Here is a 14,350-nt window from a genome sequence, read left to right on the forward strand (position 1 = left end):
GATACACAGAAAAATGGAAAAGAAAATATTCGTGGCCCTGCTTGCGGGATTAACACTATGTGCCTGCAAGCAGTCACCGACAAAACAGGAAAATGCAACTTACAGAACCCTGACCGTGAAACAGGAAAACCGTACACTGAAATCGGAATACACCGCCCGGCTGCAAGGTCAGCAGGTAGTGGAGGTACGCCCGCAGGTGAACGGACTTATTACGGGCATCTGCATCGGCGAGGGAGAGAAAGTACACCGGGGCCAAACACTGTTCATCATCGACCAGGTGCCTTATAAGGCTGCATTGGCGGAAGCCGTAGCCAACGTGAAGAGCGCAGAGGCAAAACTTGCCACGGCCCGGCTGAATCTGGAAAGTACAAAGATACTGCGTGAGAAAAACGTGGTGCAAGACTATGACCTCAGTACAGCCCGCAATGACTTTTCCGCTGCCGAAGCGGCATTAGCCCAGGCTCGTGCGCAGGAAACAAATGCCCGCAACAACCTTTCATATACAGAAGTGAAGAGTCCCGCTGACGGTGTGACGGGCATGATTGCCTATCGTGTAGGAGCCTTGGTGAGCAGCATCAGCGAACCGCTTGTCACCGTGTCGGACGACAGCCGCATATACGCCTACTTCTCGTTGACCGAAAGCCAAATCATTGACCTCATGGAGCAATACGGTTCACTTGACGAATTTATCCGACAGATGCCCGAAGTGGAATTACGCATGAGCAACGGCAAGGCATACTCTGAAAAAGGACGTGTTTCGGCAGTAAGCGGTATCGTCACTGCCGGGACAGGAGCCGTGACACTCCGTGCCGACTTTCCCAATACGAGAAACCTGCTTCGCGGCGGCGGCAACGGAACGGTCATACTGTCTGCCAACCGAGAGCGGTGCATCGTCATTCCGCAAGCCGCCACCTATGAGTTGCAGAACAAAACATTTGTATATAAGGTAGTGGATGGCAAAGCACAATCCGCTCCGGTCACCGTGTTCCGGCTGAACAACGGTACCGAATATGTAGTAGAAACGGGATTACAGGAGGGGGATGTCATCATTGCCGAAGGAGCCGGACTGATGAAAGAAGGTGTTGCCGTCAATTCTCAAAACGGAAAGGAGTAAGCCATGACCGTCAAGACTTTCATAGACCGCCCCATACTGTCGGGCGTAATTTCCGTAACCATCATCATCGTCGGGCTGATCGGCCTGAGCCAGTTACCCCTTGAGCAGTTTCCCGACATTGCCCCTCCAACGGTACGTGTCACCGCCACCTACACGGGCGCAAATGCCGAAACGGTGATGAAGAGCGTGATAACACCGCTGGAAGAACAACTGAACGGTGTGGAGAACATGATGTACATGACTTCTACCGCCACCAACACCGGTTCGGCCTCTATCAGCGTCTATTTCAAACAAGGCACCGACCCCGATATGTCGGTAGTGAACGTGCAGAACCGCGTAGCCTCAGCTCAGGGACTACTTCCGGCAGAGGTCACGAAATCGGGTATCACCGTGCGAAAACGGCAAAGCAATTCGCTGAAGGCCATTTCGCTTTATTCACCGGATGACTCGTACGACTCCAACTTCCTGACAAACTACATGAAGATAAACATAGAGCCGCAAATGTCGCGTATCGCCGGTGTGGGCGATGTAAACATCTGGGGTGCCAGCTACTCGCTGCGCATCTGGCTCGACCCACAGAAGATGGCGCAATACGGCCTGATGCCGTCAGACATCTCCACGGTGCTCGCCGAGCAGAATGTAGAGTCGCCCACGGGCACGCTCGGCGCAGAGTCGGCAAACACGTTCCAGTATGTACTGAAATACCGGGGACGCTATGAAAACGAGGAAGACTATGGCAACATGGTCATCAAGTCGTTGCCGGGCGGAGATGTGCTACGGTTGAAGGACGTGGCACGTATCGAACTCGGCGCAGAAAACTATGCCATGCTCAGCCAGACGAACGGACATCCGGGAGCCAACTGCATGATGGCACAAACTTCCGGCTCGAACGCTAACGAAATCATCAAGGAGATTGATGCCGTATCGGCCGGCATTTCCGCCTCTTTGCCGAAGGGTATGGTGCTGACGGACATTACGAGCACAAAAGACTTTCTTGACGCTTCCATCTCCAATGTGGTAGAAACACTTTTCATCGCCATTGCACTCGTTGTACTGGTTGTCTATCTCTTCCTGCACGACCTGCGGGCGACGCTTATTCCCTCGCTCGCCATCATCGTCTCACTGGTGGGCACATTCGCCTTTCTCAGCATTGTAGGATTCAGCCTGAACCTGCTGACGCTCTTCGCACTGGTACTCGTCATCGGTACGGTGGTGGACGACAGTATCGTGGTGGTCGAAGCAGTACAAGCACGCTTCGACGAGGGCTACACCTCTGCCTACCGCGCCACGGTAGACGCCATGAGCGGACTGACTTCGGCACTGATGACGACCACCGTGGTATTCATGGCTGTATTTATCCCTGTCAGCTTCATGGGCGGAACAACAGGAACATTCTACACGCAGTTCGGTCTGACAATGGCTGTCGCCGTTGCTATCTCGCTACTCAACGCCATGACACTCAGTCCGGCGCTCTGTGCCTTGATTATGCGTCCGCGCGCTAATTGGGGAAACGGCGGAAAGCCGGGATTTTCCGATCGTTTCCACTATGCCTTTAATCATTCTTTCCGTCATGTACAGCAGAAATATATGAAAGGCGTATCGTTCTTGTTACGCCACAAGAGCATTGCTGTGGGCAGTATCGTGATGGCATGCGCCGCACTCGTATTACTTATGAATACGACCAAGACGGGACTTGTACCGCAGGAGGACATGGGAACCATCAACATAAACGTGCAGACCGCGCCCGGCAGTAATCTTGAAGAGACGGGACGTATCATGGACGAGATTGAAGCGGCAATACGCGACATTCCACAAATCAAGATATACTCGCGCATCACAGGCAAGGATGCCGTCCACAACCAGTCCGCATCCGCCGGCTCATTCACCGTCCGCTTGAAGCACTGGAGCGAGCGCACGAAAAAAGGGGATGACGTAAACGCCGTGATGAATGAGATTTACCGCCGTACAGATGGCATCAAGGCGGCATCAATCCGCATATCCACCACACCGATGATTTCAGGCTACGGCATGAGCAACGGCTTCGAGTTGTACGTACAGGACAAAAAAGGCGGTAACGTGGAAGAGTTGCTGAAATATACCAACGACTTCATTGACGCCATGAACAAACGTCCTGAAATATCACGTGCCTACACCACATTCGCCACCAAGTATCCGCAGTTCATGGTAGAGGTAGATGCCGCCCTGTGCAAGCGTAACGGCATATCCCCCACCGACATACTCAGCACGCTTGCCGGCTACGTGGGCGGAAGTTATTCCAGCAACCTCAACCGCTTTACCAAGCTCTACCGCGTCATGGTGCAAGCGGCACCCGAATACCGTCTCGACACCGAGGCACTGAACAACATCTTCGTACGCAACAACACTGGCGGGATGTCCCCCATCTCGCAATACCTCACACTCACGCGGGTATATGGTTCGGAGAGCCTTTCGCGCTTCAACCTCTTCTCCGCCATCAGCGTCTCCGGCGTACCGAGCGATGGTTACAGTTCGGGACAGGCCATACAAGCCGTCAAGGAAGTTGCCCGAACCACGCTGCCCGAAGGCTACGGATACGAGTTCGGCGGTATGTCGCGCGAAGAAGCATCGACAGGCAATACCACGACATTAGTGTTCATCGTCTGCATCGTATTCATCTACCTCATCCTCTGCGCCCTTTACGAGAGCCTGATGATACCGTTCGCTGTCATCCTCTCTGTGCCATTCGGACTGATGGGCAGTTTCCTCTTTGCCAAGATGTGGGGACTGGAAAACAATATCTATATGCAGACAGGACTTATCATGCTTATCGGACTGCTTGCCAAGACGGCCATCTTGCTCACGGAATACGCCTCCGAACGCCGACGCCAGGGCATGAGCATCACCACCGCCGCCATATCGGCTGCCAAAGCCCGCCTGCGCCCCATCCTGATGACCTCAATGACAATGGTCTTCGGCATGCTACCGCTGATGTTCTCGCAGGGAGTGGGTGCCAACGGCAATATTTCAGTAGGCGTGGGGACAGTCGGCGGTATGCTCGTGGGAACAGTCGGACTGCTGTTCGTGGTACCCTCGCTATTCATTATCTTCCAGTATTTGCAAGAACGTTTCCTGCCCGGACGTTCAATAACGGAAACTCTTTAATAGAAAATAATCATGAAAAGAATAGGAATACTTCTCGCCGTCTCCTGCCTGCTGAGCGGATGCGGCATATACAACCGATATTCACGTCCGAACCTGGAGGTAAACACTGACAGCCTTTACCGGGAGACAGGATTATTGGCGGACACAACCACAATAGCTGCCACGCCCTGGCGCGAAATCTTTACCGACCCACATCTGCAAACGCTGATAGCTACGGGACTGGAACGGAACACAGATCTCGGCATCGCCCGCTTACAAGTGGAAGAAGCACAAGCAGTGCTGATGAATGCCCGCCTGTCCTATCTGCCTTCTGTAAACCTGACTCCGCAAGCCGGCATCAGCCATTACAACGGGGAAACGAAAAAGACCTATACCCTCGGAGCCACCGCTGCATGGGAAGTGGATATTTTCGGCAAAGTGAACAACTCCAGACGTGGTGCCGCAGCGGCACTCGAACAGAGCCATGCCTACGCGCAGGCAGTGCAGACCGGGCTGGTGGCGACCATCGCCGAGAGCTACTACACATTGTTAATGCTCGATGAGCAACTGACGATATCCGAACAAGCATTAGCAAACTGGGATGAAACCATCACTACCCTGAAAGCGCTTGCAGAAGCGGGAAAAGCAAACGATGTAGCCGTTCATCAGGCACGCGCCAACCGAACGGCACTCAACGCCTCACTGCTGACCATCCGCAAGAGCATCCGCGAAACGGAAAACAGCCTGTGTGCCTTGCTCAAAGAATCTTCGCATACTATCAGCCGCGGCACACTCGGCGAGCAGTCTTTTTCCGATGAGCTTTCCATCGGCATACCTCTTCAACTCCTTGCCAACCGTCCCGACGTGCAACAGGCAGAGTTTGCATTAGCAGAAGCCTTTTATGCCACGAATGCCGCCCGCACCTCTTTCTATCCGAGCCTGACGCTCTCCGGCACGCTCGGCTGGACGAACAATGGCGGGGGGACAATACTCAATCCGGGAAAGTGGCTCTCCAATGCCATCGCCCAACTTGTTACCCCGCTATTCAATAAGGGCACGAATATCGCCAATCTGAAGATAGCCAAGGCGCGGCAACAGGAAGCTGTCCTTCGCTTTGAGCAGTCCTTGCTCAATGCCGGCAACGAAGTGAACGATGCCCTCACCGAATGGCAGACTGCCGACGGGCGTATCCGCTTGGACTACCAGCAGACGGCAGACCTCGAAGCTGCCACAGAAAAAACACGGCTACTGATGCGTTACACCTCTGCCAACTACCTGGAGGTGCTCACCGCCCAACAGTCCCTGCTCAATGCCCGGCTGACGCTGGCACAAGATCAGGCAAGCAAGATACAAAGTGTCATACACTTGTATCATGCCCTCGGAGGCGGCAAGAAGTAATAACACACAATATGTTTGTTCATTTAACGCCCGTCGGGTAACAAAACTTTACCCCACTACCCCGTTCACGCATAAAACCAGCAAGATCAATGCTGCAATAAAGGGTCCCCAGAGTCCGACAACCAGACCGAATATGGCCATTCTGACTTGTTTTCTGTTGTATTTCACATCGTCAAGCACATTGTCTTGCAACTTTCTTTCCACATTTGTAACCATAACTTTTCTGTTTTTTTAATTTATAATCCGATAAAGCTCACTTTGGAAACCGCAGGTCAAAAACTGTAATGGACACGCGCGCTAAGTACCGTGAAGTTTCCATTCCCGTTCCTGACATACTGGAGAATGGGCTGGATGAACAAAGACTCACTGACAGCCTTGTTCCACGTCAACTCCAATGACCACTCCTTACCCTGAAAGAATCGGGCATACTGTCCCGACATCCCAAGCCGGCCGCTCCCGCCGGCATACGCATAGCCTGCCTCCGCATACCGGTAACAGCCGCTCTGCCTGCACGTGTTCTCCGAATACTGCGCCATCAGGATAACGTTCTTGTTGCCAGCTTTCCATACAGGCTGTTCACCATACACCCACCAGGCACAACTCGTCTGCTTCAAGGCTTCCCCCATAGGAGATAGTCGCCCCTCTTCGTCAACGGGATACCGCCTGTTGTGTACAGCCGCCCCCGCAAAGTAATGTCCGTTTCCACATTCATACTCCAGTTGCGCCATATCGAAAACCCCATCCCGTTTCGGCCGGACAAGGAACGGGTTGTCATGCCGGTTCCATCCATTATAACCTGCACCGTTGTACAGGCTGTTTCTAAAAGTCCATCCGCCAAAACTCACGTCAAAATACACCGTCAGTCCCGCCAAAGGATAATTGGAAATCGGATAACCAGCCGAAACCGTAGGAAAAATACCACAAGAGCTGCCCGTAAAGAGCGAAGTGACATCGGACGTGAAAAAGTCCTCATTCACATTGCGTACTCCGACAAACAGGCGCGCTTTTTTCCACATATGCCTATATCCCATCATGGCGATAGCTGCAAAAATATTGTCTTCCTCGATATTGGAGAAAGTCTGCCAGTCATCAATGATATTTTCGTTCGTCTTTGCCACATGAATGGTCGCAGCTTCCAGCGAGCCGCTCTTCCACAAGGGCAGGTTCATATCCAACCGGAGAAGGTTCACCCAGTTGGTATTCTTCTTCATATCCCATTGCCATTCGGTGGTATATGCACCACCGAATGTCTGGGTATAAGCCATACAAGGTATCGTACAGCCCACAAAGAAAAGCATTGTCTTCAATTTCATAACCGCAGTTTTTATAGCCAACGTTTGAATGCACGGATATAGAGCATCTTCAGTCCCTGCGTCAGCATACAGTAAGCGAGCAGGATGCCGACGAGCCAGGGGAAATAACTCCATGGAAGCGGTGTCAGACCGATAGAAGCGCCGAACGGTGAGAATGGCACATAGATACCGATAGCCATAATCGAGAATGTCATTATCAGTACCGGCCAGGATGCCGTGCTCTGGAAGAACGGAACCTTGCGTGTACGAATCATGTGTACGATTAACGTCTGTGACAGCAGCCCAACGACAAACCATCCCGACTGGAACAAAGATGCCATTTCAGGAGTGCGGCAACTGAAGAACCACCACATCACAATGTAAGTCACAATATCGAAGATGGAACTGATAGGCCCGATCCAAATCATAAAGCGGCTCAAGTCAGAAGAATCCCAGATCCGGGGCTTACGCAAGTATTCCGGATCCATGCGGTCAAACGGAATGGTTGTCTGGGATATATCATAAAGCAAGTTCTGAATCAGTATGTGGATAGGCATCATCGGCAGGAACGGCAGGAAGGCACTGGCAACCAGTACGCTGAACATATTGCCGAAGTTAGAACTGGCAGTCATCTTCACATACTTGATAATATTCCCGAACGTCTTGCGTCCTTCGAGCACACCGTTCTCCAGCACCATCAGGTCTTTTTCAAGCAGGATGATATCGGCGCTTTCCTTGGCGATGTCCACAGCCGAATCTACAGAGATACCTATGTCTGATTCACGCAGTGCAGCCGCGTCATTAATGCCGTCTCCCAGAAAACCGACCGTATTCTTCTGCTTCTGCAAGAGTTGGATAATCTCCACCTTCTGCATCGGTGTCAATTTGGAGAAGATATTCCCCACTGCAACAGCCTTCATCTTCTCCTCTTCATTCATCTTTTCCAGTTCGGGCCCCGTGACGGCAGTAGAGGTATCAATGCCTACCTGCCGTGAAATAGTCTTCACCACAGCATCATTGTCACCGGAAAGCACCTTGACTTCCACACCGTGCCCGTGCAACTGGCGGATAGCCTGTGCCGCCGACTCCTTGGGCGGATCGAGAAATGCCAGATAACCTATCAGCACCATCTCCTGCTCATCCTCCACGGCAAAGTTGTTCTCCTTGCTCAGAAAACTCTTATGGGCAAGGGCAAGGACACGCATCCCCTGATTGTTCATCTCCCCGACAAACTTTTGCGCCCTCATCCGTATATCCCCGGTGAGCGGACGTACCTCGCCGCCCAATTCGGCATAAGCGCAGATACCCAACATTTCTTCCACGGCTCCTTTGGTGATAATCTGACGCTTGCCATTGTTGTCCTCCACCACGACCGACATCCGGCGTCGGGTAAAGTCGAACGGAATCTCATCCACCTTCCTGTAAACATTGCTCAAAGACTCAAGATTCAGTTCCTTGACATGTGAAAGGACAGCACGGTCCATCAGGTTTTTCAGCCCGGTCTGGAAATAGCTGTTAAAGTAAGCGTGCCTCAAGATGCGGTTCTCCTTGTCCTCGGTACCGTCAGCATTGACATGGCGTTCCAACACGATATGGTCTTGTGTCAGCGTACCGGTCTTGTCGGTACAGAGTATGTTCATGGCACCGAAGTTCTGGATGGCATTCAGATCCTTTACAATTGTTTTCTTCCGCGACATATTCAAAGCCCCCTTTGACAGATTGGCGGTCACAATCATGGGAAGCATCTCAGGAGTCAGCCCCACTGCCACTGATATAGCAAAGATAAACGCTTCCATCCAGTCCCCCTTCGTAATGCCGTTTACAAGGAACACTATCGGAACCATAATCAACATGAAACGTATAAGCAACAAGCTCACTTTAGTGATACCCTTGTCGAAAGCCGTAGCTGCGCGATGTCCGGCTATACTCTTGGCAATGGTTCCCAGGTAAGTATTGTTTCCGGTCTCAAAAACGATCCCTTTGGCCGATCCGCTCACCACGTTGGAACCCATGTAGCAGATGTTGTCCAGTTCCACCACACTCCCCTTATGATATTTCTTGCCCATCCCCTTAGGGGTCTTCTCTACCGCGTCGGATTCACCCGTCAGGGTGGACTGGCTGACAAACAAGTCCTTCGCTTCGATGATGCGGATATCGGCAGGAATCATGTCGCCGGCAGCGAGCATCACAATGTCCCCCGGCACCAGTTCTTCTATCCTGATTTCCCCCTCGGGGATTCCCGTACGTTTTACATAGCAGGTGTTTGTCACCATCTTCTGCAAAGCCTCGCTCGAACGGCTGGCTTTCCATTCCTGTGTGAAACGCAGGATGGCACTCAATACAATCATTGTCGTGACGATGATAATGGAAGTCCAGTCCTGGTTGCCGGGAACTGCCATCAGCACATCCATCACAAAGGATATGGCGACCAATGCCGTAAGTACTCCCACAAAAGGGTTGATGAATGCCTTGGCAAACATGATGAGCGGCCTTTTCCTTTTTTCATGTACAACCTCATTCTTCCCAAAAAGAGACTGTCTTTTCTCTACTTCATTTTCAGTCAGTCCGAGCTGAGTTGTCCGGAAATAATTGAAAACCGATTCGAGTGGCTGTCCTGCGGCCAAAAATACCTTCTCGGCATTAAAAGCGAACTGTTCCTTACGTTTTTTCTTCTTCCACATGTTACTTTTGTTTTATGGATTAATTACTCTGTTTTGCCTTTCGCGCCGCAAAAGTAGGAAGCATTCTTATAAGGAACTGTTAGAAAACTATTAGAGTGGTATTAGAAAACTATTAGAGAAACTTATCATGAGAGAAACAAAACCTATTCAGGCGAATTTCCGGACGAAGCAGACAGTATCAGACGTGGGGAAGCTCCACCACAAATGTAGTACCTTCTCCCCGTTCCGAGTGTACGGCAATGTCTCCGCCGTGTAAACGGATAATCTTTTGAGACAACGCCATGCCGATGCCGTGTCCCTCCACCACCTTTTCTTCTTCTCCTCTATAAAACAGAGTGAAAAGGTTCTGCTTGTCGATATCCGACATACCGATGCCACTGTCCGACAGGCGGACAACAGTCCATTTATCCCAGAAAGAAATCTGGACAGACGAGGAGTTATTGGCGGAGTATTTGCAGTTGTTCTCTATCAGGTTGGAAAAGGCGATATTCAACAGATACGGATTTCCCGTCACCGTAATCAGACGGTCGTCATCCGCCTCTTCCTGCCCGAAAAGCAACTCGATACTATATTCCGGATGTGCCCTCAGTATCAGTTCCCTAACATCAAGCAACAGCTCGTCCAGCCGGACATCCCGCATACTGATTTCTTCCTTCCGGTAATCGGCTTTGGCAAGATTCAACAGCCCGTCAATCAATCTTGTCATCCGCCTGGCATCCTGCTGCATATTCTGCATGGCACAGCGGTACTGCTCCGCCGTACGCTCTTTCTGCAGAGACAGATCCAGTTCGGCGATAAGGGCGGCCAACGGCGTGCGCAGTTCATGTGAGACGTTGCTGACAAACATCCTTTGCGAATTGAACGATACTTCCAACCGGTCAAGCAACGCGTTGAAAGCCGTACTGAGCTCACCCAACTCATCACTCTCGTTCTTCACCGGAAGACGGCGGTCTATCCGTGAAGCGGTAATCGTTTCCGCCTCGCTCACGATAGTACGTATCGGTCGCAACGAAACCCTCGCCAGAAAGTAACCGGCAGCGAACAACAGGGGTAATCCTACAACAAACAAAATGAACAACGTTTTCTGCAATCCGAGCAGATTGTCATAGCCGTAACCGTCATAAGCGGCGGCCGTGACTATATACTCCTTTCCCCCGAACGGGTAAACGATACCAATCCCCTGATACTTGCCGACATGAAATTCCATCTCCTTTTTCTGCAGGATATTGTCTATCATTTCCTGCGTTTCCTTGATTATATCGTTCTGTATGGCATCATGGTAAAGCATCCGGAAGTCTGTGGTATAAACGGCTACCTCTACTTCGTTGATGAATTTCTTATTATTCAGGTAGATGGACTGCATAGTCCGGGCATCCACCTGGTCGGCAAGAAACAGATGGGCTTTAGTGACTGCCTCGCTCTTCAAGTCTCTGAAAAAAGTTTTGTCACGCGTCCGCTCGCTGACCAGATAAATCAAGACCATGCACAGCAGGAAAACAGTAGCCGTCACCCCGGTATTCTTTAATGTAAGCGCTGTTCTTATTTTCATATCTTGTCTGCGAGGATAAAGCCTACCCCCGGCTTGGTATGGATAAGTTTGACATCGAAATCCCGGTCTATCTTCTTTCGCAAATAGTTGATATACACATCAATGAAGTTGGTTCCCGTATCAAAATGAGTATTCCATACTTTCTCCGCTATCTCCACACGGCTGATTACTTTCTCCGCATTCTCAACCATATAGACCAGCAAATTGTATTCCTTAGGGGAAAGCCGGATGCAGATGTTGTTTCGGGTGACTTCCTGCCGTTCCAGATTGATGGACAAATCGGCGTAAGCAATCTGTTTTGCAGGAGCACCGCCTGATACCGCATTCCGTTTCAGCAGCACCCTGACTCTTGCCGTCAACTCCCTGAAATCGAAAGGTTTCACCATGTAATCGTCCGCACCGACATCGAAGCCTTCCAGTTTGTCGTCGGCCGTACCCAAAGCAGTCAGCATCAGGATTGGAACCCGGTCGTCAATCTTGCGGATTTCCCTGCACAGCTCGAAACCATCCATCTTGGGCAGGATGATATCCGAGATAACCAGTTGGAAAGTGTTTGACTGGAAAAGACGCAACCCCATGGCACCGTCATAAGCTACCAAGACCTGATAACCGTTCTCTTCCAAACCGATTTTCAGCAAATCGGCCACTCTCTTTTCGTCTTCCACAATTAATATTCTCTGCATACTTCTTTAGTCTTTGTATCTGAAAAAACGGATTGATTATATTGATTATTTTGAATGCGGATTCTTGCATATGTAAGACAAAAGTACAAAATAATCAGTTCTTTAGCATCATACAAGCTGTTTTTTATGCATGTTTTACGCTTATACCCTCAGAGTGCCTGCCTTCCGTCACTCTATCTTAACCAAATGATAAAGCGTCCCCCGGTAAGACTTCCGGCAGGGTATATTCAATTTCCGGAGCGTACGCCCGAATTGCGATACCTTATTGATAGCCAGTTTATCACGTGTCTTCGTCTGCAGATAACTCAAGATTTGCATGGTGGTCAGCCACTCGCCTTCCTCTTCTTCCGCCACCGGACTAAGATAACAATGGAACAACTGTTCCAACGGACTTATCTGCTCAAATTCACGGTTCGTCTCTTTCAGAATCTGCTCGTCATCCTCGTTCAGCCAGTAACGCTCTCCTTTATAGATGGCTTCCATCGCCTGCGCGTAAAGCTGTTTGTAATTAATAGTGACGTTCGTGCTGATAGGAGCCGTCACTTCGATACAGATAAAACGGCGGCTGCCGCTGGGGTCGGTCAGCAAATCTTTCTGATTGCTCGTGCCGATAAAAGAAGCGTAACGACGCATTTCGCGGATAGTGTTGCCGTGAGGTTTGCGCAGGTTGGCAACCGGTTTCTGCAACAGATGTTTCAGAAATCCCTGTTGGCTGACATTTATCTGGTCGAACTCATCAATGTTTATCAGGAAAAAACGTCCCAGATAACGCTCCGCCTCCTGCTTGCTTTTGAAGTCGATGCTGTCCGTATAGCCGAAACGCAGTTCCGGCGGCAGGATGATACGGCAAAACGTTGACTTACGAAACCCTTGCGGGCCGACAAGCAGGGGCGAAGTATTGTTTCCATGCTGCCGGTCCAGCCCTCTCCAATGCGCTACCATGCTAAGAAACCAGCGATAGAACAATTCCTGCCAATGCGGATTGTCACAAGGAACCAGGCCTGCCAACGCACGGATACGGTCTTTGCCGTCCCAACGCCCCACCTCATAAAGATATTCCTCGACGGGATTGTACAAAGGGACATATTCCGAGTTCAGGAAACGGTCTACATCGCGATCCCATGCGCTGATACCCTCTTTCAGGGCACAGATAGCAATACTGTTGCGCACACGCTTGTCCACAGGCTTGAAATAAAAATGGATGGAATCACGCTGACGGTATTCCAGGTCGTCCAACACTGTATTATAACGAAGTTCGTAACGGCGGTTCATAAATTCTTCCAACAGGAAAGCTGTCTCCTGCTCCCTGCTGATACTGCTTTTCTTGCCGAACCCCTTACATTCCTGATAGAGATTATGCAACTCAAGGCGGATGGTCTGCTCGTCTTCCTCACGATAATAGTGGATAAGTGTTTGCCGCACAGCCTCTTCCTCAGGGATACCCGCCTTGAAACAATGTTCGGCAAGACGCACGAGCAAGGGCTGAAGGTCGTCCCCACGTTTCCAGTCCTCCATTTCCTGAAACGCACGGTTCAGTGCAGCCTCATAAATTTTCTTGAAAGTCCGCGAGGATTCGTATCCCGGCTGCAGGCGCGACAGAAGATTCTTTTCCCCCTGTTTGCGTTGCCGGAAAGTCTCTTCACCCGCCATGGAAAGCGGTTGCTCCAGGCAGAACGGCACTGCGTCCGGATTGTAATAAGGAGCCTCATCCAGTGTCATCCGGCACCTTTGTGCCAACACCGGTTCTTTTAAGTCGATGTCGAAAGGAAGTAGCGGCTGATAACATTTCACCGCCAGCCAATAGGCGTGTACATGGAATAACTCCGCGTCCGTTTCTTTTTCAGGCAGTCCGCCGGCATCCGGCAGGGCAAAACGCACCCATATTTTCACACTACGACCGCTGGAACCACAAAAAGCGGCAAAGGTTTGCGGCAACAGCGCCGCCTGCCGCTTCACAAACTCGATTTCGGACAGACCCGCCAAGTGCTTCACTTCCAGTTGCACCAGTCCGTTATATTGTTTCATCCTTCGTTCTCCGTCTTTGGTGCGGGTATATTCCACGGCGGAATAGATATAGGGCAGCTTGTCTATATGTTCGTACTGACCATACGTGCCCTCCATTAAAGGTATAAGATTTCGCAAAGCCGTGATGTATCCCGATTTTGTCTCCGTCTTCATTTTGTCGAACAATGTACTTGCCTCACAAACGCTCAGAGTTTCTTTTCCGCTCCCGTTGTCTTGTCTGATTAATGTAATTTTCATCCTGTTTTTTACCTGTTTATTCTTTCAATACGGCTTGCCGTTTAACGCCCGTAAAGGTACGTTATAAAGTTCTGAAAAACAAGTATTTTATCTGATTAATATTAGTATTTTATTTGTATTCGCCCTATTCTTTTCGTATCTTTGCTTAGTAGTTGTCAAGGGCTCACTATTGTGGATAAACAAGCTGTCGGCTGTGGACAAACAGGTCTACAGATGTGAACAAGTTTATTTACAACAGTGAGCCCTTGCAA

General features: G+C 50.5%; 9 protein-coding genes. 3 read left to right on the forward strand and 6 right to left on the reverse strand.

What is annotated here, in order from left to right; translation table 11 throughout:
- Positions 1-13: 13 nt before the first annotated feature.
- Genes ACGHVY_RS20430 through ACGHVY_RS20440 form a run of 3 tightly spaced genes read left to right on the forward strand, consistent with a single transcriptional unit; the run spans position 14 to position 5,632 of the window.
- Positions 14-1,114 (forward strand): efflux RND transporter periplasmic adaptor subunit, encoded by a 1,101-nt coding sequence (locus ACGHVY_RS20430; RefSeq protein WP_390601181.1) that lies wholly within the window; start codon positions 14-16, stop codon positions 1,112-1,114.
- Positions 1,115-1,117: 3 nt separating this feature from the next.
- On the forward strand, positions 1,118-4,255 hold the full coding sequence (locus ACGHVY_RS20435; RefSeq protein ID WP_390601183.1) for an efflux RND transporter permease subunit: 3,138 nt from the start codon (positions 1,118-1,120) through the stop codon (positions 4,253-4,255).
- 12 nt (positions 4,256-4,267) lie between these two features.
- A complete protein-coding gene (locus ACGHVY_RS20440) occupies positions 4,268-5,632 on the forward strand; it encodes an efflux transporter outer membrane subunit (protein ID WP_390601185.1) in 1,365 nt (454 codons plus the stop codon).
- A gap of 48 nt (positions 5,633-5,680) precedes the next feature.
- Here ACGHVY_RS20440 and ACGHVY_RS20445 read toward each other — a convergent pair whose 3' ends face one another.
- The 6 genes from ACGHVY_RS20445 to ACGHVY_RS20470 form a co-directional block, all read right to left on the reverse strand.
- On the reverse strand, positions 5,681-5,848 hold the full coding sequence (locus ACGHVY_RS20445) for a hypothetical protein (RefSeq protein WP_390601187.1): 168 nt from the start codon (positions 5,846-5,848) through the stop codon (positions 5,681-5,683).
- 56 nt (positions 5,849-5,904) lie between these two features.
- Positions 5,905-6,945: a carbohydrate porin gene (locus tag ACGHVY_RS20450; RefSeq protein ID WP_390601188.1), complete on the reverse strand. Its 1,041-nt coding sequence runs from the start codon at positions 6,943-6,945 to the stop codon at positions 5,905-5,907.
- 11 nt (positions 6,946-6,956) lie between these two features.
- The gene (mgtA, locus tag ACGHVY_RS20455; protein WP_390601190.1) at positions 6,957-9,605 is read right to left on the reverse strand and encodes a magnesium-translocating P-type ATPase; all 2,649 of its coding nucleotides are present in this window, start codon (positions 9,603-9,605) and stop codon (positions 6,957-6,959) included.
- A gap of 178 nt (positions 9,606-9,783) precedes the next feature.
- Positions 9,784-11,154 (reverse strand): sensor histidine kinase, encoded by a 1,371-nt coding sequence (locus ACGHVY_RS20460; protein WP_390601192.1) that lies wholly within the window; start codon positions 11,152-11,154, stop codon positions 9,784-9,786.
- Complete coding sequence (locus ACGHVY_RS20465; protein ID WP_308743991.1) at positions 11,151-11,837, reverse strand: response regulator transcription factor; 687 nt, start codon at positions 11,835-11,837, stop codon at positions 11,151-11,153. The genes ACGHVY_RS20460 and ACGHVY_RS20465 overlap by 4 nt, the downstream gene beginning before the upstream one ends.
- A 168-nt stretch (positions 11,838-12,005) precedes the next feature.
- Positions 12,006-14,099 (reverse strand): BT4734/BF3469 family protein, encoded by a 2,094-nt coding sequence (locus ACGHVY_RS20470; protein ID WP_308743990.1) that lies wholly within the window; start codon positions 14,097-14,099, stop codon positions 12,006-12,008.
- Positions 14,100-14,350: the final 251 nt, after the last annotated feature.

The organism is Bacteroides sp. f07, from assembly GCF_042854785.1.
Lineage (GTDB): Bacteria > Bacteroidota > Bacteroidia > Bacteroidales > Bacteroidaceae > Bacteroides.

What these genes read in the sequence shown, in the direction of transcription:
- ACGHVY_RS20430 (WP_390601181.1), top strand. Translation starts at nt 14, where the DNA reads ATGGAAAAGAAAATATTCGTGGCCCTGCTTGCGGGATTAACACTATGT.
- ACGHVY_RS20435 (WP_390601183.1), top strand. Translation starts at nt 1,118, where the DNA reads ATGACCGTCAAGACTTTCATAGACCGCCCCATACTGTCGGGCGTAATT.
- ACGHVY_RS20440 (WP_390601185.1), top strand. Translation starts at nt 4,268, where the DNA reads ATGAAAAGAATAGGAATACTTCTCGCCGTCTCCTGCCTGCTGAGCGGA.
- ACGHVY_RS20445 (WP_390601187.1), bottom strand. Translation starts at nt 5,848, where the DNA reads ATGGTTACAAATGTGGAAAGAAAGTTGCAAGACAATGTGCTTGACGAT.
- ACGHVY_RS20450 (WP_390601188.1), bottom strand. Translation starts at nt 6,945, where the DNA reads ATGAAATTGAAGACAATGCTTTTCTTTGTGGGCTGTACGATACCTTGT.
- mgtA (WP_390601190.1), bottom strand. Translation starts at nt 9,605, where the DNA reads ATGTGGAAGAAGAAAAAACGTAAGGAACAGTTCGCTTTTAATGCCGAG.
- ACGHVY_RS20460 (WP_390601192.1), bottom strand. Translation starts at nt 11,154, where the DNA reads ATGAAAATAAGAACAGCGCTTACATTAAAGAATACCGGGGTGACGGCT.
- ACGHVY_RS20465 (WP_308743991.1), bottom strand. Translation starts at nt 11,837, where the DNA reads ATGCAGAGAATATTAATTGTGGAAGACGAAAAGAGAGTGGCCGATTTG.
- ACGHVY_RS20470 (WP_308743990.1), bottom strand. Translation starts at nt 14,099, where the DNA reads ATGAAAATTACATTAATCAGACAAGACAACGGGAGCGGAAAAGAAACT.